The following is a 23,672-nucleotide window of genomic DNA, read 5'->3' on the forward strand; positions in this document are numbered from 1 at the left end:
CCCGCGCTCCTCCCGCTGACCGGGACTTCCTTCCGCAGCAAGCGAAAACCCGTGGCGCCACGAGCTTCCGGCCGCTCACCGGGGTCAGGGCTCGTAGGTCACCTTCAGCCGGTCGGTGAGCGGAATCGCCTGGCAGCCGAGGATGAGGCCATCGGCCCGGTCGTGCTCGTCGAGCACTTCGTTGCGCTCCAGCTCGACCTCGCCGTCGAGCAGCACGCACGCGCAGGCGCTGCACGCTCCTTCCCGGCAGGAGTACGGCGCGTCCAGCCCGGCCGCGAGCAGCGCGTCGAGCAGTTTGCTGCCCCGCGGCCACGCCACGGTGCTCGTCCGCCCGTCGAGCGTCACCTCGACCTCGCTCACCGGCCCGGTCCCGGTCGGGGCTTCGGGTGCGGCGAACGGATCACCGGTCAACGAGGTGAAGCGTTCGACGTGCACCCGGGCTGTCCCGAGCGCGTTCAAGGCCTCGACCGCCAGGTCCATGAAAGCCCCTGGCCCGCAGACGAATGCCTCACGATCGGCGTAGGGGCGCAGCAGTCCGCGGAGTGCGGCCGCGGTCGGCGTCCCCTGCACGGATTCCAGCCAGTGCACGACGGTGAGCCGGTCGTTGTCGCGCCCGAGCGCCGCCAGCTCGTCGCGGAAGATCACCGAGTGCTCGTCGCGGTTGGCGTAGAGCAGGGTGATCCGGCCCTGACCGGTGTGCAGCGCCGATTTGAGGATGGAGAGCACCGGGGTGATCCCGCTGCCCGCGGCGACCAGCAGCAGATCGGTGTCCAGCGATGCGGGCGTGAAGGTGCCGGCCGGGCTCAGCACGTCGAGCACGTCGCCCGCGACGACGTTGTCGCAGATCCAGTTCGAGCCGTAGCCGTCCTTGGTGCGCTTGACCGTCACCTTCAGCTCGTCGTCGCAGGCCGGCGAGCTGCACAGCGAGTAGCAGCGGGCGGCCCCGCCCGGGATCCGGATGGTCAGGAACTGCCCGGGGCGGTAGCCGAACTCCTCGGCGGGCCGCTCCAGGACCAGGGTGTGCGCGTCCGCGGTCTCCCGGACCACCTCGACCACCCGCAGCTGCCACATGGTGCCTCCCACCGGTTCAGAGCTCGCCGGTGCGCAGGACCGGGTTGTCGTAGCTCGGTTCGGTCATCTCGTGCCCAGCTCCCAAGGACTTCCGGGGTTTCGCCGGTGCAGGTTAGGCGCGATCGCGCGGAATCCGGGGCGCGAACTCCCGATCAGCGGGATCGCGGCCGACCGCGCGGGCCCCGGCCGGAAATCGCTTCCCGCTCAACGGGATGCCGGATCGGTGATGTCGGCAGCGCACCTACCGTCGGTCTCGTGAATCCCCATCTGCCCACACCGCTGGAGATGCGCCGCGCGATGGGTTCCTTCGCCAGCGGCGTCACGGTGGTCACCGGGTGCGACGCCGGTGAGCCGGTCGGCTTCGCCTGCCAGTCCTTCGCCTCGGTCTCGCTCGACCCGCCGCTGGTGCTGTTCTGCGCCGATCACCGGGGCCGCACCTGGCCGCGGATCCGCAACGCCGGGCGCTTCTGCGTGAACGTGCTCGCCGAGCAGCAGACCGACCTGTGCGACCGGTTCGGTTCCAGCCGCGGCGCGAAGTTCGAGGGCTTGTCCTGGCAGCTGTCCCGGTGGGGCAGCCCGGCGCTGCCGGGTGTGCTCGCGCGGGTGCACGCCCAAGTGCACGAGGTGCACGCGGCCGGGGACCACGACGTGGTGATCGGCGGCGTGCTCGAACTCGAGACCCCGGTGCAGGACCGCCCGATGGTGTTCTTCCGCGGTGGCTTCGGGATCGCTCCGGAACTGGTGCTGCCAGAGAGCTGGGACTGGGCTTAAAGCCAGTCTCCGGAACCCGCCGCCATCATCCGGTCCAGCGTCGCGCTCGACCAGGTCCGCTCCGGCGCGACGACGTGCATCTGCCGCCACGAGCGGGATTTCGGCACCGGCGGGTGGAGCACGTCGGAGACCTGCCGGGCGGCGTCGACGACCAGCGGCGCCACCTTCTCCAGCGGCGTCTGGACGCGCCCCACCAGCGAGATGCTGCCCACCGGGCCTTCCGGGCCGCGGACCGCGACCGCCGCGCAGGCCAGCGAGCGGACGCACTCGCCCCGCTCGAAGGCCAGCCCGCGGCGCCGCCGGATGCGGTCGAGCTCCTGGTGCAGGGTGCAGAGGTCGGCGATGGTGCGGTCGGTCAGCCTGCCGATGTGCTCGCCGAGCAGCTCGTCCACCGCTTCCGGTTCGAGCCACGCCAGCATCGCCTTGCCCAGCGCGGTCGAGTGCGCCGGGGCCCGGCCGCCGACCCGCGAGGGCACCGACTCCGCGAACCGCCCGCCCACCTTGTCCAGGTAGCGGATCTCGCCCCCGTCCAGCACCGCGAGGTGAACGACCATTCCAGTCCGCATCTGGAGGTCGTGCAGCAGCGGTGCCGCGGCGTTGCGCAGCTCGCCGTGCGCGTTGGCCCGACCGCCGAGGCTCAGCGCCCGGCGGCCGAGCGAGTAGCCTGCCGCGCTGTGCTGGAGCCAGTCCAGCCGGACCAGCTGGTCGAGGATGCGGTGCGCGGTTGACCTCGGCAGATGTGTTCTCCGCGCGACGTCTTCCAGGGTGAGCCGGACCGTGCACCGCTCGAAGGAGTCGAGGATCAGGGTCATCCGCTCCACCATCGAGGGCGGTAGCTCGCGACGCGGGGCGGCGGGAATGGCAGGGACGGTCATGGTGCTCCCCTCAGCCCGGTTGACGAAGGGCAAAACTGAAATGAATTCCACCCGACTTCCCGACGGTAGCAGCGCCGCGCCCGAGGCGGAACCCTCGCACCGGAGTTTCGGTCCCAGCGGTTCTCCCGATGACCGGGACGGGCCTGGAGTTCGGCCGGCCGCTCGGCTAAACCTGGTTGTCGGTTCCGGCGAGGAGAGGTCTGCGGATGAGGATCGGCATCGTCAGCCCGGTGGTGACCCGGGTGCCCGGGGCGCATTCGGAGTGGGAGCGCACCGCGGGCGTCGACGACCTCGGGCGGATCGCCGAGACCGCCGACGACCTGGGCTTCCACCACCTGACCTGCAGCGAGCACGTGGCCGTGCCCCGGGAGGTGGCCGAGCAGCGCGGTGCGACGTACTGGGACCCGCTGGCCACCTTCGGATACCTGGCCGCGCGCACCAGCCGGATCCGCTTCGTCACGCAGGTCCTGGTGCTCGGCTACCACCACCCGCTGGAGATCGCCAAGCGCTACGGCACCCTCGACCGGGTGGCCGGCGGCCGCCTGGTGCTGGGCCTGGGCGTCGGCAGCCTCGAAGAGGAATTCCAGTTGCTCGGCGCGGAGTTCGCCGACCGGGGCTCCCGGGCCGATGACGCGCTCGCCGCGCTGCGCGCGAGCCTGTCGCGCCGGGAACCGGAGTACCACGGCGAGCACTACGACTACGCGGGCTTCGTCGTGGAACCGCACGCCGTGCAGGACCGCGTGCCGTTCTGGATCGGCGGCCGGACGCTGCGCTCGCTGCGGCGCGCGGCGACGCACGGCGACGGCTGGGTGCCGTTCGGGCTCACCAGCCCGCAACTGCGGGAGATGCTGGCGAAGGTGGATCTGCCCGCGGGCTTCGAAGTCGTGCTCCCCGCAGGCGAGGTGCTCGATCCGTCCGGCGACCGGGCGGCGGCCGAGGCGGCGCTGGCGCGGGCGCGCGATGCGGGCGCGACGCTGGTCGGCGCGCAGCTGCGGGCGCGATCGGTCGAGCACTACTGCGAGCAGCTCGAAGCCCTGGCCGACATCGACTGAGCGGAGGCACCGATGGCCGAGCAGCCCACCGAACTCGCCGAACTGGCGGCCCGCCTGCGGAGGCTGGAGGACCAGCAGGAGATCGCCCGCCTCATCGCCAGCTACGGCCCGCTGGTCGACAGCGGCAGCGCCGATGCCGTGGCCGACCGCTGGGAACCCGACGGCGCCTACGACGTCGACGAGCTGTCGATGAGCGGCCGCGACGAGATCACCGCGATGGTCGCCGGGCCGCGGCACCAGAGCTGGATCCGCGGTGGCTGCGCGCACTTCCTGGGCCCGGCGCACGTCACGGTCGAGGACGACGAGGCGGTCGCGGTCGGCCACTCGCTGATGATCGTGCACCGCGACGGCGAGTTCGTCGTGCGCCGCGCCACCGCCAACCGCTGGCAGCTGCGCCGGGGCCCGCGGGGCTGGCGCGTGACCCGGCGAACGAGCCGGGTCCTCGACGGCCGCGAGGAGTCGCCCCGGCTGCTCGCGGCGCTCGGCATCGACGAGAAGCACCGCAGCGAGGAGAACCGATGAGCGACCGTGACGACATCGCCGAACGACTGGCCGAGCTGGCCGCCGCGATCGACGCCCGCGACTGGGATTCGGTCCGGGCGGCCTTCCTCCCGGACGCCCGCGGCTACGGAACGGACGGAGCGGAGGAGATCGTCCGCCAGGTCAGCGGCCACCTCGGCGCCTGCGGCCCCACGCAGCACCTCATCGGCAACCACCGCATCACGGTGGACGGCGACACCGCGCGCTCCCTCACCTACGCCCGCGTCTACCACTGCGGAGCGGGCGCGATGGCCGGGAAGTTCTTCGAGTGCATGGGCGAGTACGACGACCGCTGGGTGCGCACGCCCGAGGGCTGGCGGCTGTCCTCCCGCGACTTCGACATGCGCATCTTCCTGGGCGACTTCGGAGTTTTCGGCCCAGCGGCTTCCTGACCGCTCTCGGTGAGCGGGACCACACCGAACACTCCTCAGCCGGGTGGCTAGCGTCCGGCACGTCCTTCCCCGGGCAGCACGCTCGGTCGCGATTCCCCTGCTGCCGAGACGTTTTCGACGCTCCCGCCGCTCGACTCGATGAGGAGTCACGATGGATCAGGCATCTCCACGGCAAAGACCGGCCTCCACCGGATCGGACGCCGACGGCGAATCCGTTCGCCAGGACCGCTCCACCGCGCAGAACTGGGCGATCGTCGCTCTCCTCGTCCTGCTGGTCGAGATAACCGGCCTCACCTACACGATGGTCACCCCGGCGCTGTCGGAGATCGCCGCCGCCTACCGCTCACCGGACATCTCCTGGATCGTCACCGCCGTGACCCTGGTCGGCGCGATCGCCTTCGCGGTGTGCGGGAAGCTGGGCGACGTCCACGGCAAGAAGGCGGTCGCGCTGGTGTGCTCCGCGGTGTTCGCCGTCGGCACCGCGCTGTGCGCGACGGCCCCGGTGCTACCGCTGCTGATCGCCGGGCGCGCGTTGCAGGGGTTCGGGCTGGCCGTGCTGTCGCTGGCCTACGGGCTGGTCCGCGACGTGCTCCCGAAGCGGCTGATCCCGATCGCGCTGGGCTTCATCGGCACCGGCATGGGCGCCAGCGCGATCATCGGCCCGGTCATCAGCGGGCTGCTCGTCGAACCGTTCTCCTTCCGCGGCATCTTCTGGTTCCAGTTCGGCTACGCGATCGTGGTGGGCCTGCTGGTGTGGCGGTTCGTCCCGGAGAGCGGGCTGCGCGCCCGGGTCGGCGTGGACTGGATCGGCGCGGTGCTGCTCGGGTTCGGCGCGCTGGCCTTCCTCTTCGGCGTCGGCATGATCAAGAGCGCCGGCTGGTCATCGGTGCCGGTGCTGGGCGGGATCGGTGCGGGCGCGGTCCTCATCGCGGGGTGGTTCCGCTACGAGCGGCGCGCCGCCGATCCGCTGGTGCGCATCGAGCTCCTCGCGCAGCGGCGGGTCGGGTTGCCGCTGCTGGCCAACGGGTGCGTCCAGTTCGCGCTGGTCGGCAACTCGATGCTGGTCCCGATGTTCGTCATGTCGGCCCCGGAAGGCGGTTTCGGGTTCGGCGCGTCGGCGCTGGAGGTGGCCGGTTTCCTCGCCGCGTCGGGTGTGTCGGCGATGGTGGCGGGCCCGGTCAGCGGGCTGATCTCGCGACGCTTCGGGCCCCGCGCCGGCATGACGTTCGGTGCTTCGGCGCTCGTCGCCGGGGCGACCCTGATCGCGTTCGCGCACGACACCGCGACGGCGGTCCTGCTGGCCCAGCTGGTGTTCGGGGTCGGCATCGGCTCGGCGTCGGCGGCGCTGCCGAACGTGCTCGTGCACGCGGTTCCGGCCGACGTCCAGGGCGTCAGCGGCGGAATGCTGAACCTGGTGGGCAGTTTCGGGAGTTCGATCGGATCGCAGGTGCTGATCGTGCTGCTCCTGCTGCCCGGCGCTGGTGCCCACTACGCCGAAACCGGTTTCGTGCTGGCCTTCCTCGCCACCGCCGCGTGCGGCGCGATCGCCCTGACCAGCGCACTGCTGATCGGCCCGCTCCGCGACCGGCGATGACCGGGTGCGGGCTGCGGTTCCCGCAGCCCGCACAGCCGGCTAGAAGACGCCCGGCCCGCGCAAGGTCGCATCGGCGCCACCGTCCACGTAGATCACCTGGCCGGTCATGTGCGTGTTCCCGGTGCTGATCAGCCAGCTCAGCGCGGTGGCGATGACGGCGGGCTGGGCGTAGCCGTTCAGCGGCATCGGCACCGCCCGGTCCATGACCGCCTTCATCTCCTCGTCCGCGACGAGCGGTGCGACCATGGGGCTGAGCACCACGCCCGGCGCCACGGCGTTGAGCGGGATGCCCGCACCGGCCCACTCCTCGGTCACCGCCGCGCGGCGCAGCCATTGCGCGAGAGCCGACTTCGACGACGGGTAGAGCCGGTTCCCGGTGCCGTTGGCGACCGCCGCGCGGGCGAGTTCCAAGGCGGCGGGCTCGTCGTCCCGCAGGCAGGCGTCCACCACGGCCTGGTCCACCGGCTGGGTGCCCGCGATGGAACCGACCACCGCGGCCCGCGGGTTCGGCGCCGCGGCGAGCACCGGGCGAAGGCCTTCCAGCAGCCGGACCACGCCGAAGTGGTTGACGCTCACGGTGACCGGGTCGGGCGCCGAGACACCGGCGCACGCGACCACTCCGTCCAGCGGCCCGGCGCCGATCCCGGCCACCGCCCGAGCACGTCCGTCCTCAGTGGAGAGATCGGCCCGGACGTCGGCGTCCTCCCGGTCGACGCCGATGACGGTGTCGCCCTGAGCTCGCAGCACCTCCACCAGCGCCTTGCCGATGCCCGATGCCGAGCCCGTCACTGCGATACGACGTGTCATGCCTGCCCCGCCTCGCTGTCCCGCCTCTCCGAGATTTTCAGTGGTGGTTGCGTTCGGTGTTGTTCTCGCGTTTGGCGGTTTCTTGTGGCTGGGTTGCATCACGGTCCCCTGAGGTGCGGTTGAGCAGGACTCCTGCCCCTTGTTGACACAAGGGCTCTCACGGCTCGCAGCTCATCTGCGGCTGCGCTGGCCTCATGCCTAGCCGAGCACCGTACCGGCGCAGTCCGGCCGTACCGGTGAGTGGGATCCGCGCACCCGCCGGCGGTTTCCGGCGCGTTGTCTCTGGCGCGACGCCATCGGCCCGCACAGGAGGAACGCCCGTGAACCGGTTGTCCCTGACCACCTTGCTGACCGCGCTGCTCGTGGCTGGTTGCTCCGCGGGCACCTCTCCGGAACCGGCGCGCGGCACGTTGTCGAGCTCGGTTCCGCTGGAGCACGAACGGCTGCCCAGCGCGCAGAGCGAATGGCTGATCACCTACACCTCCGAAGGCGCCCGCGGCGAACCCGTCACCGTCTCCGGAACCGTTTCGGTGCCCGCCTCGCCGCCGCCGCGGCAGGGCTGGCCGGTGATCAGCTGGGCGCACGGCACCACCGGCACCGCCGATGTCTGCGCACCGTCGGCCGACCGGCCGGGCGGACCGGCGCACGGCTACGTCGGACTCGCCGACCAGACCCTGGACCGGTGGGTCGCCGCGGGCTACGCGGTGGTGCAGACCGACTACGAGGGACTCGGCACGCCCGGCGAGCACCCGTACCTCAACGGGCCGAGCGCGGCGAACGCGGTGGCCGACATCGTCCGCGCCGCACGCCAGGTCGCGCCCGGCATCGGCTCGGACTGGTTCGCGATGGGGCACAGCCAAGGCGGTCACGCCGCCCTCCACACCGCAGCGGCCGACCAGCGGGACCTGACGCTGCGCGGTGCGGTGGCCATCGCGCCGGGCGGCTTCCAGAGCAGCCGGACCGCCGCGTACTTCCAGCAGCAGTCCGACGAGCGCAGCGTCCGGGCGGCGCTGCCGTTCCTGCCCACGCTGATCATCGGGGCCGCCGCCGCGGATCCCGGGATCGTGCCGGAGGACCTGCTCGACGAGCAGGCCCGGCCGGTGCTGGACGCGGCGCGCCGGACCTGCCAGGACGGCGTCCGCGAGGCCGCCGCGACGGTCAGCGCGGACCGCGTCTTCCGGGACGGCGCCGACCTGGGCGGGCTCACCGCGTACCTGAAGTCGCAGGAACCGGAAGGCCTGGCGCTGCGCGTCCCGACGCTGGTGCTGCAGGGCAGCGCGGATGCCCTGGTGGCCGCACCGGGCACCGCGAGCCTGGTCGAAGCGCTGTGCGGCCGCTCCTCCGCGATCGGCTACGAGGTCTTCGACGGCGCGGACCACCGCCAAGTCCTCGCCGCTTCCCAACCGGCCGCCCAGCGATTCACCGAAACGCTCCTCACCGGCGGACAACCGCAGAGCTCCTGCCCCCGGCCGTGACCCGGCGCCGAGCCCGCGCGTCGCGGACAATCGGCCCCGGCAGGAGCCGCGAATCCAGCGCGAACGGAGGTGACGGCGTGAAGGCGATCGCCCTCGACGAGTACGGCGGGCCGGACGCCCTCCGGCTGACCGATCTCCCGGAGCCGAAGGTCGCTCCCGGCGAGGTGCTGATCCGGGTGAAGGCCGCCGGCGTCAACCCGGTGGACTGGAAGCTCGCCGCGGGCGGCCTCGACGGCCTCCTGGAGACGCACTTCCCGCTGATCCCGGGCTGGGACGTGGCCGGGGTCGTCGAGCGGACGGGCTTCGACGTCGAGGAGTACGCGCCCGGCGACGAGGTGTACGGCTACATCCGCAAGGACACCGCCCAGCACGGCGGCTACGCGGAACTGGTCTCCGCGCACCTGCGCATGCTGGCCCGCAAGCCCGTCGCGCTGTCCTGGGAGCAGGCCGCGGGCGTTCCGCTCGCCGGGCTGACCGCGCACCAGGCGATCGACCGGGTCGGCCTCGGCGCAGGTGACACCGTGCTGGTCCACGCGGCGGCGGGCGGGGTCGGTTCGCTCGGCGTCCAGATCGCCGTGGCGCGCGGCGCCCGCGTGATCGGCACCGCGAGCGAGCGCAACCACGACTTCGTGCGGCAGCTGGGCGCGGAACCGGTGACCTACGGGCCCGGGCTCGCCGACCGCGTGGCCGAGCTGGCGCCGGACGGCGTCGACGCGGCGCTCGACTTCTTCGGGGCCGACGCCGTCGACGCATCGCTGCAGCTGCTCGAGAAGCCGGAGCGCCTCGCCTCCATCGCCAATCCGGAGGCCGCGGCGAAGGGCGGCCACTACGTCTGGGTCCGCCCCGACTCGGCGGGCCTCGCGAAGCTCGCCGGGCTGGCCGACAGCGGACAGCTGACCGTGCACGTGCACCAGGTGCTCCCGCTCGCCGAAGCAGCGGAGGCCTGGCGCCTGAACCAGCTCGGGCACACGCGCGGCAAGCTCGTGCTCTCCACCGAAGATCTCTGAAGCGCTGCCCGGAAGGCCCGCCGCCGTGCAGGTCGAGTGCGGTGAGCCACAGCGGCGTGCGGTCCGGATACCCCCGGGGGTACCTTCGGAGGCATGCAGATGAAACCCGAACTGCTCGGCGACGCGCTGACGCGCCTGCGGCGCGCTCAGGGGCAGCTGGCGAGCGTCATCGAGTCGATCGAGGACGGCGACGACTGCGCGGCGGTGCTCACCCAGCTGGCCGCCGTTTCCCGCGCCCTCGACCGCGCCGGCTTCAAGATCGTGGCCAGCGGCATGCGGTACTGCCAGCAGGCCAGGGAGGACGGCGAGGAGCCGCCGATGACCGAGCAGGAGCTCGAACGCCTCTTCCTCGCCCTCGCCTGACCCCGCCCGACCCGAGCACACCACCCATGTGCCCATCGCATACCCCCAGGGGTATCGGAGGTGAAACGCCGTGACAGCACTCCCCCGGCTCCACGTCGAGGTCGTGGAGACCTCCTCGCTGGGCGACCGCAGCTACCTCGCCACCGACGGCCACCGCGCCGTGGTGATCGACCCGCAGCGCGACGTGGACCGCGTCCTCGCCGCCGCCGGGCGCGCAGGTGCGCGGATCGCGCTGGTCCTCGAAACGCACGTGCACAACGACTACGTCTCCGGCGGCCTGGAGCTGGCCCGGTTGACCGGAGCCGAGTACGGCATCGCCGCGGCCGACGAAGCGCCGTTCGCGCACCGCCCGCTGCGCGACGGCGACCTGCTGGAGGTCACCGACCGCCTCCGGGTGCGCGCGGTGGCCACGCCCGGGCACACCTTCCACCACCTGTCTTACGTGCTGGAGGACGCCGGGGAGCCGGTCGGCGTGTTCACCGGCGGCTCGCTGCTCTACGGCACGACCGGCCGCACGGACCTGCTCGGCGAGCAGCACAGCGTGGAGCTCGCCCGCCACCAGCACCGGTCGGCGCGCAAGCTGGCCGATCTGCTGCCCGCCGGGGCGCAGATCTGGCCGACGCACGGGTTCGGCAGCTTCTGCTCGGCGACGCAGGCCAGCGGCGACTCCTCGACCATCGGCGAGCAGCGCGCGGCGAACCCCGCCCTGTCGCTGGCCGAGCAGGACTTCGTCGAGACCACCCTGGCCGGGCTCGACGCCTACCCCGCCTACTACGCGCACATGGGCGCCCGCAACATCGCGGGCCCGGCGCCGCTGGACCTCCGCGCACCGGCCGAGGCGACTCCCGGCGAACTGGCCGAGCGCCTGCGGCGCGGCGAGTGGGTGGTGGACCTGCGCTCCCGCAAGGCCTACGTCGAATCCCACCTGGCGGGCACCGTCAGCCTCGGCCTGGACGGCCCGATGGCGACCTGGCTGGGCTGGATGATCGAGTGGGGTTCGCCGATCACGCTGGTCGGCGAGTCCGGTGAGCAGATCGCCGACGCCCAGCGCGAGCTGGTGCGCATCGGCATCGACCAGCCCGCCGCGGCCGCGACCGGGCAGCCCGCGCAGCTGGCCACCGACACCGCGCAGCTGGTGAGCACGCCGACGGCCACGTTCGCCGAGCTGGCCGCCGCGCTGGGCGGCGATCCCGGCGGGCTGCCGAGCGCCGACGTCGTGCTCGACGTGCGGACGAACAACGAATGGCGCGACTCGCACGTCGACGGCGCCGTGCACATCCCGCTCTACGAGCTGGCACGACGCGTCGACGAGGTTCCGGCCGGTTCGGTGTGGGTGCACTGCGGCAGCGGCTACCGCGCCACGGCGGCGGCCTCGCTGCTGGAATCCGCCGGCCGCACCGCCGTCGTCATCGACGACGCCTTCGCCGCCGCCCGATCCTCCGGCGTCGTCCTGACGTCCTGAACCGGCAAGAACCGCACGAGAAGGAGAACCATGACCGGCCCGTTAGAGTCCGCAGTGGATGTCGCCGATGCCCGGGAGCTGGTGCGCTCCGCACCGCGAACCCGGCTGATCGACGTGCGCACCCCCGGTGAGTTCGCCGCGGCGCACATCCCGGGATCCCACAACGTTCCGCTCGACGTGCTGCGCGCGCACCACACCGAGCTGACCGCCGAGCACTCCGACCCGGTGGTGCTCGTGTGCGGATCCGGTGTCCGGGCCGAGGAAGCCCGCGGCCTGCTCGCCGCTGCGGGATTCGCGAAGCTCACCGTCCTCAAGGGCGGCATCGGTGCTTGGGAGACGCAGGGTGCCCCGGTCTCGCGCGGGCGCGGGAAGTGGGCGATGGAGCGGCAGGTCCGGCTGGCCGCGGGCTCCCTGGTGCTCGCCGGTGTCGTGGGCAGCGTCGCCGCGCCGAAGCTGAAGTGGCTGGCCGGTTTCATCGGCGCCGGGCTCACCTTCTCCGCGCTGAGCAACACCTGCGGGATGGCCCGGGTGCTCTCGCAGCTGCCGTACAACCGGACGCCGGAGCAGGACGTGCCGTCGCTGCTCGCGGCCCTGACGTGATGCTGCCTGCGATCGTCTTCGGCGTCGTGATCGGCCTTTCCACCGGGCTGCTCGGCGCCGGTGGTTCCATCCTGGCCGTTCCGGCACTGGTGTACGGCGTCGGCCAGCCGCTGAGCACCGCGGTTCCCACCGCGCTGGTGGTGGTCGCGGCGTCGGCCATCGGCGGCCTGTGCTCCCGCAGCCGGCTGCGGCTGGTGCAGTGGCCGGTGGCGCTGGTGTTCGGGGCCGCCGGGATTCCCGGCACGATCGGCGGCGCGGCGCTCGGCCGGTCGCTGCCGCAGGACTGGCTGATGCTGGGCTTCGCGGCGCTGATGGTCGTCGTCGCCTCGCGCATGTTCCGCGGCAACGACCGCACCGGCGCCCCGGACGGGAACCTGATGCCGAAGACGGCGGCCGCCGGGGCGGGAGTCGGTGTGCTGACCGGGCTTTTCGGCGTCGGCGGCGGATTCGTCATCGTGCCCGCGCTGACCCTGCTGCTCGGCCTGACCGCGCAGCAGGCCATCGCGAACTCGATGGTGGTGATCACGATCAACTCCATCAGCGGGCTGATCGCGCACTCCGGCTCGGCGGCCCAGCTCGACCTCGGCGTGCTGGTGGCCTTCGCGGGCACCGCGATGCTGGTGTCGATCGCCGCCGCCCGGTTCTCCGGGCGGCTCCCGGCGAGCACCGTCCGCCGCGCGTTCGCCTGGGCCGTGCTGGCCATCGCGGCGGGCGTGGGCATCTCGTCGCTGATCGGCCTCGCGGCGTAGCGCGGTCGTGAGTGCGCAACGGTGTTCGAACGCCGTTGCGCACTCACGACATCTTTCACCCGCAGAGCATCCGGGCCGGGTTGGTGCTGGTGAGCGCTTCGACCCGGTCGACGCCGAGCGCGCGCAGCTGCTCGGCGAAGATCGTCGGGACGTAGGCGAAACCGTTGCCGCCGTGGCGCGTCCACATCTGCTTCAGGAAGACGTCGTGGCTGAGCAGCACCTGGTCGCCGTGACCGGCCGCGACGAGCGCGGCCACGCCTGCCGCGGTCGTCGCCGTCGACGGCGAGGCGCCTTCCTTCGGGAACGTGATGTCCATGCCGATCATGTCGAACTCCAGCCACACCCCGCGCTCGGCCAGCCCGAGCTGGTACGCGGTGTCCGCGGCCGACGGGTCCAGGTGCGAGAGCACGACGCGATCCGGGGCCACGCCGATCTCGCCGAGCACCACGTCCAGCACCTCGCCGCCGCGGCGCTGCCAGCCGGGCAGGTGGATCATCAGCGGGACCCCGGGGTGGTCGAGCTGGGCCAGCGCCGCAGCGCGCAGCGAGGCCCGCTCCGCCGGCGTGAAGTCCGGCGACACCCCGATCTCGCCGATGATCCCCGGCCGGGCGCGGTGCTCGCCGACACCGCCGGTCAGCTCCTCGCCGATGCTCGCCGCCTGCGCCTCGACCGCCCGGGCCGCGATGCGCTCGCCCTCGAACTTCTCCAGGTAGGAGCCGCAGCCCATCACGATGTTCAGGCCGGTGCGGCGGGCCACCTCGACCAGCTTGTCGGGGTCGCGGCCGATCGCGGCGCTGGAGGTGGCGTCGACGATGGTCCGGCCGCCCACCGCCTGGAAGGCCGCGATCTCGCCCAGCACGTCGGCCACCGGCTTGGCGGCCAGGTTGTCCGCGCAGCAGTACGGGTCGTGCCGCAGCGCCCACGCCGCCCCGGCGTCCACCGCGCGATCCGCCAGGAACTCGCTGAACCCGTAGCTGGGTTCGTCGCGCACCCCGGACAGGTCGTTGAAGAGGTGCTCGTGCGGCAGGACCAGGCCCAGCTCGGCCGCGGGCACCGGGCCGGTGACGGTCTGCACGGCGCCGGTCATCGCGGGCCGTCCGCGGTGCGCGAGGGGATCATCCCGATCCCGGCGGCGATCAGCGCGAGCACGGTGCCGATCACGGTGGCCAGGTGGATCGGGTGCCCGACCGAGGGCACCACCAGGTCCAGCAGCAACGAGCCGACCAGCTGACCGGCCACCGAACCGAGCCCGAGCAGCAGCAGTCCGAGGCCGCGCACCAGCAGCGCCATGAAACCGATGGACAGCAGGCCCAGCACGCCGCCGGTGTACATCCACCACGTCGGCGGCAGCGAGAACTGCCCGGTGCCCAGCGCCAACCGGACCAGCAGCCCGGCGAGCAGCACCACGAACCCGACCAGGAAGTTGAACGTGATCGAGACCAGCATCGAACCGGTCTCCCGCGCCACCGCGGCGTTGCCCGCCGGCTGCCACCCGGCCAGCAGGCCCGCCACGAACGGCAGGACGGCCAGCGCGATGGCGTGCGGCACGTGGAAGTTCGGCGAGATGGTGACCGCGGTGGCCGCGACGGCCAGCAGCGCACCGAGGCCGCGGGTGACCGAGATCGGCTGCTTGACCGTGGCCGTGACGCCGATGCGGTCGCAGATCACCCCGGAGATGACCAGGCCCGCGATCAGCGTGATCTGGAAGACCGCGACGCCGAGCACGCCCACCGAGACGCCCTCGGAGAGCACCACCGCGCCGCCGCACAGCCCGGCCAGGTAGTTCCACCAGCCGATGCGCTTGCTGCGGATCAGGCGCGGGATGCTCAGCGCCTGCTCGCGCGTGGCGGGTCGCGCGAAGACGATCACCAGCATCAGCACCAGGCCGCTGCCGAAGGAGATCACGGCGGCGCTGTTGCCGTCGCCGACGGTCGCGCCGAGCGCGCCGTTGACCGCGGACTGCATCGGGCTGAGCATGCCTGCCAGCACCGTCAGCAGCACCAGGACGGTCGTGGTGGCGCCCCGGGCCGCCCGGCCGGACGCGGCGGGCGGGCTCAGCTCAGGAGCGGGCGTGTTGGTCATGGCGGTGCGACTCCCTTGTCGTCCTCGCTGGGTTGCTGCGGATTGCTCTGGACGAGTCCTGCCGCACGCGGCCGGCAGGGCCCGGGTGGACTACCGGTCGCCGGCCAACCAGGTGACCGCCTGGTCGAACAGCCGACGGTACCCGTCCCACTCCAGGAACTCGGCCGGCGCCCAGTGCGGCGAGATGTCCGAGGCGAAGGCGAGGGTGCGGCCCGCGCCTTCGGTGCGCACCGCCAGCAGCGGCCGCGAGTCGACGGTGGCGAGCACGGTCGCGTCGGGCTTGGCGGTCAGCTTCTGGTAGCCGAGCAGGACCGGCCACTGCTGGTCCAGGCCCGCGGTGACCGGGTGCTCGGTGCCGGTGAGCTCGCCGAAGACGCCTTCGGGGCTCTCCACCCGGTCGTCGTAGGGCAGGATCTGCACCGGCAGCACCTCCTCGATCGGCGTGTCGTGGAAGTTCGCCTTGCCCTGGAAGCCCTGGAAGCTGAGGTAGCCGCCGGCCATCGCCAGCCCGCCACCGCCGCGCACCCACTCGGCCAGCAGCTTGAGCCGGTTCGGGAACCGGCGCCCCTGGTTGAACACCTGCGGGTGCAGCAGCAGCGAGTTCGCGCCGATGTCCGACAGGATCACCACGTCGTACTCGCCGAGCTCGTCGAGCGACGCGGGGAAGTCCGTCGCCACCAGGTGCGACGGCAGGTGGACCACGTCGTGGCCCGCTCCGCGCAACGCGGCGAGCAACGCCTCGGCGCCGATTTCGAGCTGGGCTCGGTCGATGGCGTCGAAGCCCTTGACGTCGGTGGTCCTGGCCACCCAGGACTCCCCGGCCAGCAGCACGCGGCTCAATTCCGCCTCCCCGTTGGAATCGTGTTGCGCAAATTTTGCGCTCCTTGTTGCGCAACGTAATCCGCACCGAACCGCGCCGTCAAGAGCCCACCTGCGCCGACTTGCCGATACACTGCGCCCAGAGCACACGACGGAAGGGGCGGGGATGACGTTGACGCGCGTTGCGCAACGTGCGCAAGTGTCGACCTCGACGGCGTCGCGATACCTGCGCGGCCAGCTGAAGGTGCAACCCGAGACCGCCGCGCGGATCGACGCCGCCGTCCGGGAGCTGCACTACGAGGTGCGCCCGGCGGCGGCCGCGGACGGCGCGCGCGAGCACGCGCCGGTCATCGCGCTGATCGTCCCGGAACTGGCCAACCCGTTCTTCGCCGCGCTGGCCGAGGAGATCGCCACCGCGGCCGCGGTCAGCGGCGCCTCGCTCGTCATCGGCGTCACCGGCAGGCAGGCGCAGCGCGAGGCCAAGGTCAGCGACTTCGTCGCGGGCACCGAGGACATCGACGGGATGATCTACGTCGGGATGCACCGCGAGAACCCGCGGCTGCTGCAGGCCATCTCCGACGGGCTGCCGGTGGTCGTCCTGGACGAGGAGATCGCCAACACCAGCGGCGTGGACACCATCGGCGTGGACAACTACGGCGGTGCCTACCAGGCCACCGCCTACCTGGCGCAGCTCGGCCACCGGCGCATCGCGCACATCGCCGGGCCGCGCGAGCTGTCCACCACCCGCGACCGGCTGCGCGGCTACCGCGAGGCGATGGAGCACGCCGGGCTGGAGGTCGACGAGGCCCTGATCCTGCACGGCCCCTACACCGAGCAGTTCGGCGCGAGCACCTTCCCGTACCTGACCGGCGCCGCGCAGCCGCCCACCGCGGTGTTCATCGGCAGCGACATCGCCGCGGTCGGCGTCCTCGGCGCCGCCGAGCTGCACGGCCTGAGCATCCCCGAGGACCTCTCGGTGGTGGGCTGCGACGGCATCCGGGTCGGCGAATGGCTGCGCCCGAAGCTGACCACCCTGCAGCAGCCCGTCGCCGAACTGGCCCGCGGCGCGCTGGAACTCGTCCACGCCCGCATCACCGATCCCGGCGGCGGCACCGTGCGGCGGAACCTCCCGCTGCAACTGGTCATCCGCGGTTCCGCGGTCCCGCCCCAGCACTGATCCGGAGGACCCGTGCCCGATCCCATCGAGCTCGCCCAGCAACTGATCCGCCTCGACACCCGCGCGGCGGGCGAGAAGGCCGCCGCCGAACTGCTCGCGCCGCTGCTGACCGGGGCTGGCTTCGCGGTCACCATCGACGAGCCGCGGCCCGGCCGCGCCAACCTCGTCGCCCGCTTCGGCACCGGCACGCCGATCACCCTCACCGGGCACCTCGACACGGTTCCCGCCGACCCGGCCACCTGGTCGTTCGACCCGCACAGCGGCGAGATCGACGGCGACCGGCTGCGCGGCCGGGGCAGCAGCGACATGAAGGCCGGCGTGGCGGCGATCGTCGCGGCCGCGGTGCAGGCCGCCCGCACCGCTCCCGATGACCTCTCCGCGCAGCTGGTGTTCACCTTCGGCGAGGAGACCGGCTGCGAAGGCGCCGCCCTGCTGCCCGAGCTCACCCCCAGCCCCGCCTTGCTGGTGGCCGAACCCACGGCGAACCGGATCGTGCTGGGGCACAAGGGAGTCCTGTGGTTGCGGCTGACCGCGCACGGCCGCAGCGCGCACGGATCGCGCCCGGAGCTCGGTGAGAACGCGCTGGCCGCGCTCGCCGAAACGGCGGTGCGGATCCACCGCGACGAGAGCTGGCCGGTCAGCCCGACGCACGGCCCGGCCACCGTCAACGTCGGCTCGTTCCACTCCGGCGTGCAGCCGAACCTGGTGCCCGACCGCGCCGAAATGGTGCTCGACATCCGCACCACGCCGGAGTTCACCGCCGACGACGCCCGCACCGCGATCGCCGGACTGGCCCTGCCCGGCACCGAGATCACCGCCGACCTGGACCTCCCGGGCGTGGCGACCAGCGCCGAAGACCCGCTCGCCGGAGCGATCGTGGCGGCGCTGCACCCGGAGAACCCCGACCAGCAGCCGGAATACGCCACCTACTTCACCGACGCCTCGGTCCTGGCCCCGGCGCTCGGCTCCCCCGCGGTGATCGTCTACGGCCCGGGCGACCCCGACCAGGCCCACGTCAGCGACGAGACCTGCTCGGTCGCGGCCACCCGCGAAGCCACCGAAGCCATCACACGCCTGCTCACCACCGTCCGCTTCTGACCAGGGTCGTGAGCGCGCAACAGCGCTCGAACACTGCTACGCGCTCACGACCTCAGCTCGCGCTTGAGGATCTTGCCGGTCGCGGTCATCGGCAGCGAGTCGACGAACTCGACCAGCCTCGGGTACTTGTAGCTCGCCAGCTGTTCCCTGGACCACGCGATGAGCTCGGCTTCGGTGATGCGCGCGGTGCCCTCCCGAATCACGAATGCCTTGATCTCCTCGCCGCGGCTGTCGTGCGCGACGCCGACGACGGCGGCGAGGGACACGGCCTCGTGGCTCATCAGCACCTCCTCCACCTCCCGCGGGTAGACGTTGAACCCGGAGCGGACGATCATGTCCTTCGCGCGGTCGACGATGTAGTAGAAGCCGTCGGCGTCCCGGCGGGCGAGATCGCCGGTGCGGAACCAGCCGTCGCGCACGACCTCGGCGGTCGCCTCCGGCCGCGCGAAGTAGCCCTTCATGACGTTGTGGCCGCGGATGGCGATCTCGCCGGTTCCGCCGACCGGGTTCCACTGCTCGTCGACCAGCTCGACCTCGATCCCCCACACCGGAAGCCCGATCGAACCGGGCCGCGGGTCTTGCCCCGGCGGGCTGAAGATGGCCAGCGGTGAGGTCTCGGACAGGCCGTAGCCCTCGTGGATCCGGACGCCGAAGCGCTCCTCGAACCGCGTGTGGATCTCCACCGGCAGCGCTGCGCCACCGGAGATGGCCAGCCGCAGGTCCTTCGCGCCGGAGCTCCCCCGCGCGCCCAGCAGACCCCAGTACATCGTCGGCACGCCCGCGAACACGGTGACACCCTCCCGGGCCATCATTTCCAGCGCCGCGCCTGCTTCGAAACGCGGCATCAGAACCATCTTCGCGCCGACGGAGAACGCCGCGTTCATGTTGATGCTCTGCCCGAAGGAGTGGAACAGCGGCAGCGCGACCAGGTGCGTGTCGCACTCGGCGGGTGTGCTGTCGAAGAGCTGGTTCGCGGTCAGGGCGTTGAGCACCATGTTGGCGTGGCTGAGCTCGGCGCCCTTCGGCTGTCCGGTCGTGCCGCTGGTGTAGAGGATCACCGCGGTGTCGGTCGCTTCCCGAGCCACCGCGGCGAACTCCGCGTGGTGGTCCAACGCCCGGGTCAAGGTCTCGGTCCCCTCGATCGGGGAGGCCGACTCGGGATCCGCGGTGATGATGAACAGGTTCGCGCACGCCGGGGCGCGGGCCGCGGCCGCACTACCGCTCTCACCCGTCGGCAGCCCCGGGGAACCTTCGAAGCAGAAGTACGCCCGGGCACCGGAATCGTTGAGGTGGTAGGTGATCTCCCGTTCCTTGAGCAGCACGTTGAGCGGTACGACCACCGCCCCGGCCTTGAGGATCCCGTAGTAGACGGCGACGAACTCCGGCAGGTTCGGGCAGGTGATCGCCACCCGGTCCCCGGGCCGGATGCCCCGCGACACCAGCAGCCCGGCGACCCGGTCGGCAAGCGCGCCGACCTCCGCGTAGGTCAGCCGTCGATGCCCGCACACCAGCGCCTCGCGATGCGGATATCTGCGGACGGAGTCGTCCAGGAACACGGCCAGGTTCAGCACTCGGATCTCCTAGGTGCGGTTGCGGTTCAGTTCTCGCCCAGTTCCCGGACGTACTCTTCGGCGGGCGGCCACGGGCCGTACCCCGCAGCCGGGTTGAGGTGCCCGACGGCGCCGGCGTCCACCAGTCGGCTGCCCCAGTCCCTGGCCAGGTCCGCCACCTGGGCCAGGCGGGCGAGCGGATCGTTAGTGCTGGCCACGACGATGCTGGGGAACGGCAGCGGTTTCCGCGGTACCGGAAGCCAGCCGTTGTCGCTCAGCTCGTCCGGTGCCGGGTAGCCCTCGGGCAACGGCGACTCGAAGTCGGGCGGCGTCGCCAGCAGAGCACCCCGGACCGGCCGGGAGTGCTGCTGCGCCCAGTGCACGGTGATCATCACGCCAGCGCTGTGCGCGACGAGGACGACAGGTCCGGTGATCTCCGACAGCACGCGGTCGAGTGCCGCGACACGGGCCGCCCGGCTGAGCTTGTCGTGTTCGAGCGGCGGCACGGTGCGGGTGTTCGGCAGCTTCCCGGCGAGGTGGGTCTGCCAGTGCTCGGCGACGTGGTCGCGCAGGCCCGGGACGATCACCGTGGTCGGGGTCTCGTGGTCATTCAACTCCTGCTCCATTCTCGCGCTCTGGGAGCGCGTTGGTCGAGTGCCGCGAGTTTCAGCAGCGCGGCCGGGTAGCAGCGCCTGCCGATCAGCAGTGCCGCGATGGCTCCGAGGTAGGCCAGCGGGGCGAGCTGGAGCGCGCCCAGCAGGCCGAGGCCGTCGGCCAGCAGGCCGATCACGAACGGTCCCGCGGCCAGCCCCAGCAGGCTGTTGGCCAGGGTGAGCGATCCGAATCCGCTGGCCCGCACCGAGGCGTGGGTCAGGTTGGCGACCATCGCGGTGGCGGGCCCGGACGCCCCGGCGGAGAAGAACGCGCCGCATCCGATCATCACCAGCTGGAAAGTGCTTTCCTGGAGCTGGAAACCAATGCCCAGCAGGACCGCGGCCACCGCGCCGTAGCCGATCGAGGTGGTCCACCTGCGCTCCGGGCGCCGTCGGCTCACCCGGTCCGTGATGGCGCCGCAGACGATCATCCCGGCGCCGATGAGCAGGACCAGAACCGCGGCGACGCCACCGGCCTGATCCGGGCCCATGCCGTGGTAGCGGTTGAGGTAGCTGGGCGTCCAGGCCAGCAGCACGGCGGCGACGAACATCTGCAGCCCGCTGCCGACGTAGGCGGAGAGCACCGAAGCGTTGGAGAACAAGCTGGAAAGCGGCGCCCGGTCCGTCTTCGGCTCCTCCGGCCCGGACGCGCGCTGGTAACGGTCCAGCTTCTGCTGGGTGACGGCGAACCGGAACAGCACGACGAGGACCAGTCCGATGGCGGCCATGAACGCCAGCGCCCAGCGCCAGCCGAACTGGACCGCGATGATCCCGCCGAGCGCGACGCCGATCGTGGAACCGAACGAGCCACCGGCCATGAACGCGCCACCCAGCGTGGCGCGGACGTGGGGCGCGAAAACGCTGAGCACCACAGCGATTCCGACGCTTCCATAGGCGGCCTCGCCCACTCCGACGAGGAATCGCGCACCGAGCATCTGCCCGTAATCCGCGGCGATCGCGCATAGCAGCGTCGCCACGCTCCAGACCACGGCCATCAGCACCAGGCTGCGGACCCGCCCCCACCGGTCGGCGAGGATCGACAGCGGGAACGTGAGCAGGCCGACCATCATCGCCACCACGCTGGTGAGCGAGGCGAGCTGGGAGTCCGACAGCCCCCACTCGGCTTTCAGGAAGGGGAACACCGCGCTGAGGACCTGCCTGGACATGTAGTCCGACAGCAGCAGCCCGAAGGTCAGGGCGAAGACGATCCACGGGTAGATCCGCGATCTGGCGGTGGTTGTCCGGCCGGGCAGCTGCGGAGCGGACGGAGCGTGCGACTTCATTGTCACTCCTCGACTGGCTCTTGCCTGCGATGTCCCCCTGGTGGAGCGCCGGGGCGCGGATCCCGGTGGGGCTCCGCGCCCCGGCTGTTACCCCCTGGCGCCCGGTGGGTGACCGGCGCTAGGCGTGGTGGGTGAAGCCGACCTGGCCGGGCTTGCGGTTCGGGGCGAACCCGACCTTGGCGAGGGTTTCCTCGGCATCGGCGTAGGTTTCACCGATCCGGTAGATCTCGCGCGCCTCCTTGCCGGTGGCAACCTCGCGGCCGAGCTCGCCCGCGATGCGCACCAGCTGCTGGATCTGCTCGACCGAGGTCTTCTTCTCGCCCTTGCGGCCCCAGATGGTGTCCTCGTTGCCGCACCGGACGTGCAGCCCCATCGCGATGGCCATCGCGTTGACCGGAAGCACGCTGCGCATCAGGGTTTCCAGCGTCAGCACCGCGCCATCGGGGCAGCGCCGGATGAACTCCAGCATGTTGTACGGGTTCGGGCCGTCGAAGCCGCCGCCGATGCCGACCCAGGTGACCATGAACGGTCCGGCGTAGGCGCCGCGGCGCATCAGTCGTTCGACGGTTTCCAGCTGCGGGATGCTCGCCAGTTGGAAGTGCGGCTGGATTCCGGCCGCCCGCAGCCGCTTCAGGTGCTCCTCGACCCAACCCGGGCCGGCCGGCACGAACATCTCCCGGTAGGCCTCGGCCACCGCCGGGCGGGTCAGCGAGGTGCCCGCGATGTCGTCGGCCGTCATCAACTCCATGATGTTCATCTGGTTGGTGTTGATGGCGATGGTCACCTGGTCCGGGGCCGGGTCGAGCTCGGCCAGCATGTGCCGGGTGTCGTCGCTGAGCCACTTGGCTTCCGCGCCCTCGCCTTCCGGCGCGAAGGAGATCGAGCCGCCGACCTGCAGGATCATGTCCGGGACGGCGTCACGCAGCATGCTCAGCAGCTCGTTGAACTTGGACAGCCGCTTGGAGCCCTTGCCGTCGAGTTCCCGCACGTGGATGTGCAGCACGGTGGCACCGGCGTTGTAGCAGTCGACCGCCTGCTGGACGTGCTCGTCCATCGTCAGCGGCAGATCCTCGCGGAAGTCGTCGGGCTCCCACTCGGGCCCGTAGGGAGCCGCCGTGATGACGAGCTTCTCCTGATTCTCCGGGAACAGCGAATCGTCGTGGAAGTGCATGCGTTCTTCTCCTTCTCCGGATGGCGGTTCGAGATCTCGGCGGAGGTCAGAACGGCCGGTCGCCCGTGATGCCAGCGCGTTCCATCTTGCGGACCGCGGGCCAGTAGTCCTGCACCGCGTAGTGCTGCGTGGACCGGTTGTCCCAGATCGCGACGCTGTTCTCCGTCCACCGCCAGCGCACCTGGTACTCCGGGATCGCCGCCTGGGCGACCAGGTAGTTGAGCAGGTTGCTCGCACCGGGGGCGTAGTCGCTGCCGAAGCGGACGTTCTCCGGCGTGTGGTAGTTGACGAAGTGCGTGGTGAAGGCGTTGACGAACAGGATCTGCTCGCCGGTCTCCGGATGGGTGCGCACCACCGGGTGCTCCGCGTCGGGATAGCGCGCCTTGAGCTGGTGGCGCTCCTCGACGGTCATCGCGGCGCCGAAGCTGGCCTCGATGCTGTGCCGTGCCCGCAGTCCCGCGATCCGCTCCTTGACGTGATCGGGGAGCTTCGCGTGAGCCTCGGCCATGTCGACCCAGATGGTGTCGCCGCCGACCGCCGGGCCTTCGACGCACCGCAGCACGCAGCCCATCGGCGGCTCGGCACGCCAGGTGGCGTCGCAGTGGAAGGCGTTCTCGTAGTGCTCGGCCGGGCTGTCGAGATCCTTGTAGATCCGCACCAGCCCCGGGTGGTCCGGATCGCTCCCGGCCACCGGGTGGTCTTCGAGCGCACCGAAGCGCTGGGCGAAGGCAACGTGCTCGGCGCGGCTGAAGTCCTGGTCCCGCAGGAACAGGACCTTGTGCCGGAGCAGCAGTGACCGCAGCTCGGCGAACAGCTCGTCGTCGCGGGCCACCTCCCCTAGGTCGACGTCGAACAGCTCGGCGCCGATGGTGCAGGTGAGCCTCTCGTGCTTGATCCTGGTAGTCGAGACCGCACTGGACATGGCAGTCAGTTCCGCCTCTCCGCGATTCATGGTGGTGACGTTTTCGGGGTGATCTTGCGTTTTCGAGGTTTCTTGTGGCTGGGTTGCGTCACGGTCCCCTGAGGTGCGGTTGAGCAGAACTCGGGACCACGGCTCAGGGCTGTTCCCGCCACGGGGTGG

Annotated in this window: 24 protein-coding genes; 13 read left to right on the top strand and 11 right to left on the bottom strand. The window is 71.7% G+C overall.

What is annotated here, in order from left to right; genetic code table 11:
• Positions 1 to 84: 84 nt before the first annotated feature.
• Positions 85 to 1,071 carry a ferredoxin--NADP reductase gene (locus OU416_RS36790; protein WP_270931709.1) on the bottom strand — a complete coding sequence of 329 codons (987 nt, stop codon included), beginning with the start codon at positions 1,069 to 1,071 and terminating at the stop codon, positions 85 to 87.
• A 255-nt stretch (positions 1,072 to 1,326) separates the two neighbouring features.
• Between OU416_RS36790 and OU416_RS36795 the strand changes: the two genes are divergently transcribed.
• Positions 1,327 to 1,842: a flavin reductase family protein gene (locus OU416_RS36795; protein WP_270931710.1), complete on the top strand. Its 516-nt coding sequence runs from the start codon at positions 1,327 to 1,329 to the stop codon at positions 1,840 to 1,842.
• Here OU416_RS36795 and OU416_RS36800 read toward each other — a convergent pair.
• Positions 1,839 to 2,717, bottom strand: coding sequence for an IclR family transcriptional regulator (locus OU416_RS36800; RefSeq protein WP_270931711.1), 879 nt, complete (start codon positions 2,715 to 2,717; stop codon positions 1,839 to 1,841). The two genes, OU416_RS36795 and OU416_RS36800, sit on opposite strands and share 4 nt — an antisense overlap.
• Positions 2,718 to 2,923: 206 nt before the next feature.
• On the opposite strand from OU416_RS36800, the gene OU416_RS36805 reads away from it, so the two are divergent.
• The 4 genes from OU416_RS36805 to OU416_RS36820 all read left to right on the top strand — a co-directional run bounded on the left by OU416_RS36805 (position 2,924) and on the right by OU416_RS36820 (position 6,295).
• The gene (locus OU416_RS36805) at positions 2,924 to 3,769 is read left to right on the top strand and encodes a TIGR03619 family F420-dependent LLM class oxidoreductase (protein ID WP_270931712.1); all 846 of its coding nucleotides are present in this window, start codon (positions 2,924 to 2,926) and stop codon (positions 3,767 to 3,769) included.
• A gap of 12 nt (positions 3,770 to 3,781) precedes the next feature.
• On the top strand, positions 3,782 to 4,291 hold the full coding sequence (locus tag OU416_RS36810; RefSeq protein ID WP_270931713.1) for a nuclear transport factor 2 family protein: 510 nt from the start codon (positions 3,782 to 3,784) through the stop codon (positions 4,289 to 4,291).
• Entirely contained in the window at positions 4,288 to 4,701 is a 414-nt protein-coding gene (locus tag OU416_RS36815; protein WP_270931714.1) for a nuclear transport factor 2 family protein, read from the top strand. The genes OU416_RS36810 and OU416_RS36815 overlap by 4 nt, the downstream gene beginning before the upstream one ends.
• A 151-nt stretch (positions 4,702 to 4,852) precedes the next feature.
• The gene (locus tag OU416_RS36820) at positions 4,853 to 6,295 is read left to right on the top strand and encodes an MFS transporter (RefSeq protein WP_270931715.1); all 1,443 of its coding nucleotides are present in this window, start codon (positions 4,853 to 4,855) and stop codon (positions 6,293 to 6,295) included.
• Between the two features lie 39 nt (positions 6,296 to 6,334).
• Here OU416_RS36820 and OU416_RS36825 read toward each other — a convergent pair whose 3' ends face one another.
• Complete coding sequence (locus OU416_RS36825) at positions 6,335 to 7,102, bottom strand: SDR family oxidoreductase (RefSeq protein WP_270931716.1); 768 nt, start codon at positions 7,100 to 7,102, stop codon at positions 6,335 to 6,337.
• A gap of 320 nt (positions 7,103 to 7,422) precedes the next feature.
• On the opposite strand from OU416_RS36825, the gene OU416_RS36830 reads away from it, so the two are divergent.
• The 6 genes from OU416_RS36830 (at position 7,423) to OU416_RS36855 (ending at position 12,758) form a co-directional block, all read left to right on the top strand.
• Positions 7,423 to 8,577, top strand: a complete 1,155-nt coding sequence (locus tag OU416_RS36830) for an alpha/beta hydrolase family protein (protein WP_270931717.1) — start codon at positions 7,423 to 7,425, stop codon at positions 8,575 to 8,577.
• Between the two features lie 77 nt (positions 8,578 to 8,654).
• Positions 8,655 to 9,584 (top strand): NADP-dependent oxidoreductase, encoded by a 930-nt coding sequence (locus OU416_RS36835; protein ID WP_270931718.1) that lies wholly within the window; start codon positions 8,655 to 8,657, stop codon positions 9,582 to 9,584.
• 93 nt (positions 9,585 to 9,677) lie between these two features.
• Positions 9,678 to 9,947, top strand: a complete 270-nt coding sequence (locus tag OU416_RS36840; RefSeq protein ID WP_270931719.1) for a metal-sensitive transcriptional regulator — start codon at positions 9,678 to 9,680, stop codon at positions 9,945 to 9,947.
• Between the two features lie 70 nt (positions 9,948 to 10,017).
• Entirely contained in the window at positions 10,018 to 11,409 is a 1,392-nt protein-coding gene (locus OU416_RS36845) for an MBL fold metallo-hydrolase (RefSeq protein ID WP_270931720.1), read from the top strand.
• A gap of 30 nt (positions 11,410 to 11,439) precedes the next feature.
• Complete coding sequence (locus OU416_RS36850; RefSeq protein ID WP_270931721.1) at positions 11,440 to 12,009, top strand: rhodanese-like domain-containing protein; 570 nt, start codon at positions 11,440 to 11,442, stop codon at positions 12,007 to 12,009.
• Positions 12,009 to 12,758 (top strand): sulfite exporter TauE/SafE family protein, encoded by a 750-nt coding sequence (locus OU416_RS36855; protein ID WP_270931722.1) that lies wholly within the window; start codon positions 12,009 to 12,011, stop codon positions 12,756 to 12,758. Before OU416_RS36850 ends, OU416_RS36855 begins: the two co-directional genes overlap by 1 nt.
• A gap of 55 nt (positions 12,759 to 12,813) precedes the next feature.
• Here OU416_RS36855 and OU416_RS36860 read toward each other — a convergent pair whose 3' ends face one another.
• From OU416_RS36860 to OU416_RS36870, 3 genes are all read right to left on the bottom strand, one after another.
• On the bottom strand, positions 12,814 to 13,845 hold the full coding sequence (locus tag OU416_RS36860; RefSeq protein ID WP_270931723.1) for a phosphotriesterase family protein: 1,032 nt from the start codon (positions 13,843 to 13,845) through the stop codon (positions 12,814 to 12,816).
• On the bottom strand, positions 13,842 to 14,840 hold the full coding sequence (locus tag OU416_RS36865; protein ID WP_270931724.1) for a DMT family transporter: 999 nt from the start codon (positions 14,838 to 14,840) through the stop codon (positions 13,842 to 13,844). Before OU416_RS36865 ends, OU416_RS36860 begins: the two co-directional genes overlap by 4 nt.
• A 90-nt stretch (positions 14,841 to 14,930) precedes the next feature.
• Positions 14,931 to 15,671, bottom strand: coding sequence for a glutamine amidotransferase (locus OU416_RS36870; protein WP_270931792.1), 741 nt, complete (start codon positions 15,669 to 15,671; stop codon positions 14,931 to 14,933).
• 154 nt (positions 15,672 to 15,825) lie between these two features.
• Between OU416_RS36870 and OU416_RS36875 the strand changes: the two genes are divergently transcribed.
• Positions 15,826 to 16,836: a LacI family DNA-binding transcriptional regulator gene (locus tag OU416_RS36875; RefSeq protein ID WP_270931725.1), complete on the top strand. Its 1,011-nt coding sequence runs from the start codon at positions 15,826 to 15,828 to the stop codon at positions 16,834 to 16,836.
• Between the two features lie 12 nt (positions 16,837 to 16,848).
• Positions 16,849 to 17,934, top strand: coding sequence for a M20/M25/M40 family metallo-hydrolase (locus tag OU416_RS36880; protein ID WP_270931726.1), 1,086 nt, complete (start codon positions 16,849 to 16,851; stop codon positions 17,932 to 17,934).
• 44 nt (positions 17,935 to 17,978) lie between these two features.
• Here the strand turns inward: OU416_RS36880 and OU416_RS36885 are convergent, their stop codons facing one another.
• The 5 genes from OU416_RS36885 to OU416_RS36905 all read right to left on the bottom strand — a co-directional run bounded on the left by OU416_RS36885 (position 17,979) and on the right by OU416_RS36905 (position 23,513).
• A complete protein-coding gene (locus tag OU416_RS36885) occupies positions 17,979 to 19,505 on the bottom strand; it encodes a long-chain-fatty-acid--CoA ligase (protein WP_270931727.1) in 1,527 nt (508 codons plus the stop codon).
• 26 nt (positions 19,506 to 19,531) lie between these two features.
• Positions 19,532 to 20,098: an RBBP9/YdeN family alpha/beta hydrolase gene (locus OU416_RS36890; RefSeq protein WP_270931728.1), complete on the bottom strand. Its 567-nt coding sequence runs from the start codon at positions 20,096 to 20,098 to the stop codon at positions 19,532 to 19,534.
• On the bottom strand, positions 20,095 to 21,420 hold the full coding sequence (locus OU416_RS36895; protein WP_270931729.1) for an MFS transporter: 1,326 nt from the start codon (positions 21,418 to 21,420) through the stop codon (positions 20,095 to 20,097). The genes OU416_RS36890 and OU416_RS36895 overlap by 4 nt, the downstream gene beginning before the upstream one ends.
• A gap of 118 nt (positions 21,421 to 21,538) precedes the next feature.
• Positions 21,539 to 22,591, bottom strand: a complete 1,053-nt coding sequence (locus OU416_RS36900) for a BKACE family enzyme (protein WP_270931730.1) — start codon at positions 22,589 to 22,591, stop codon at positions 21,539 to 21,541.
• 46 nt (positions 22,592 to 22,637) lie between these two features.
• On the bottom strand, positions 22,638 to 23,513 hold the full coding sequence (locus tag OU416_RS36905) for a TauD/TfdA dioxygenase family protein (RefSeq protein WP_270931731.1): 876 nt from the start codon (positions 23,511 to 23,513) through the stop codon (positions 22,638 to 22,640).
• Positions 23,514 to 23,672 lie beyond the last annotated feature (159 nt).

The organism is Saccharopolyspora indica (genome assembly GCF_027853965.1).
Classification (GTDB): Bacteria; Actinomycetota; Actinomycetes; order Mycobacteriales; family Pseudonocardiaceae; genus Saccharopolyspora; species Saccharopolyspora indica.

Excerpts from the sequence above, each read along its gene's own strand:
- OU416_RS36790 (WP_270931709.1), bottom strand. The coding sequence starts at position 1,071 with ATGTGGCAGCTGCGGGTGGTCGAGGTGGTCCGGGAGACCGCGGACGCG.
- OU416_RS36875 (WP_270931725.1), top strand. The coding sequence starts at position 15,826 with ATGACGTTGACGCGCGTTGCGCAACGTGCGCAAGTGTCGACCTCGACG.
- OU416_RS36905 (WP_270931731.1), bottom strand. The coding sequence starts at position 23,513 with ATGTCCAGTGCGGTCTCGACTACCAGGATCAAGCACGAGAGGCTCACC.
- OU416_RS36855 (WP_270931722.1), top strand. The coding sequence starts at position 12,009 with ATGCTGCCTGCGATCGTCTTCGGCGTCGTGATCGGCCTTTCCACCGGG.
- OU416_RS36825 (WP_270931716.1), bottom strand. The coding sequence starts at position 7,102 with ATGACACGTCGTATCGCAGTGACGGGCTCGGCATCGGGCATCGGCAAG.
- OU416_RS36820 (WP_270931715.1), top strand. The coding sequence starts at position 4,853 with ATGGATCAGGCATCTCCACGGCAAAGACCGGCCTCCACCGGATCGGAC.
- OU416_RS36900 (WP_270931730.1), bottom strand. The coding sequence starts at position 22,591 with ATGCACTTCCACGACGATTCGCTGTTCCCGGAGAATCAGGAGAAGCTC.
- OU416_RS36810 (WP_270931713.1), top strand. The coding sequence starts at position 3,782 with ATGGCCGAGCAGCCCACCGAACTCGCCGAACTGGCGGCCCGCCTGCGG.
- OU416_RS36840 (WP_270931719.1), top strand. The coding sequence starts at position 9,678 with ATGCAGATGAAACCCGAACTGCTCGGCGACGCGCTGACGCGCCTGCGG.
- OU416_RS36850 (WP_270931721.1), top strand. The coding sequence starts at position 11,440 with ATGACCGGCCCGTTAGAGTCCGCAGTGGATGTCGCCGATGCCCGGGAG.
- OU416_RS36860 (WP_270931723.1), bottom strand. The coding sequence starts at position 13,845 with ATGACCGGCGCCGTGCAGACCGTCACCGGCCCGGTGCCCGCGGCCGAG.
- OU416_RS36815 (WP_270931714.1), top strand. The coding sequence starts at position 4,288 with ATGAGCGACCGTGACGACATCGCCGAACGACTGGCCGAGCTGGCCGCC.
- OU416_RS36865 (WP_270931724.1), bottom strand. The coding sequence starts at position 14,840 with ATGACCAACACGCCCGCTCCTGAGCTGAGCCCGCCCGCCGCGTCCGGC.
- OU416_RS36800 (WP_270931711.1), bottom strand. The coding sequence starts at position 2,717 with ATGACCGTCCCTGCCATTCCCGCCGCCCCGCGTCGCGAGCTACCGCCC.
- OU416_RS36805 (WP_270931712.1), top strand. The coding sequence starts at position 2,924 with ATGAGGATCGGCATCGTCAGCCCGGTGGTGACCCGGGTGCCCGGGGCG.
- OU416_RS36895 (WP_270931729.1), bottom strand. The coding sequence starts at position 21,420 with ATGAAGTCGCACGCTCCGTCCGCTCCGCAGCTGCCCGGCCGGACAACC.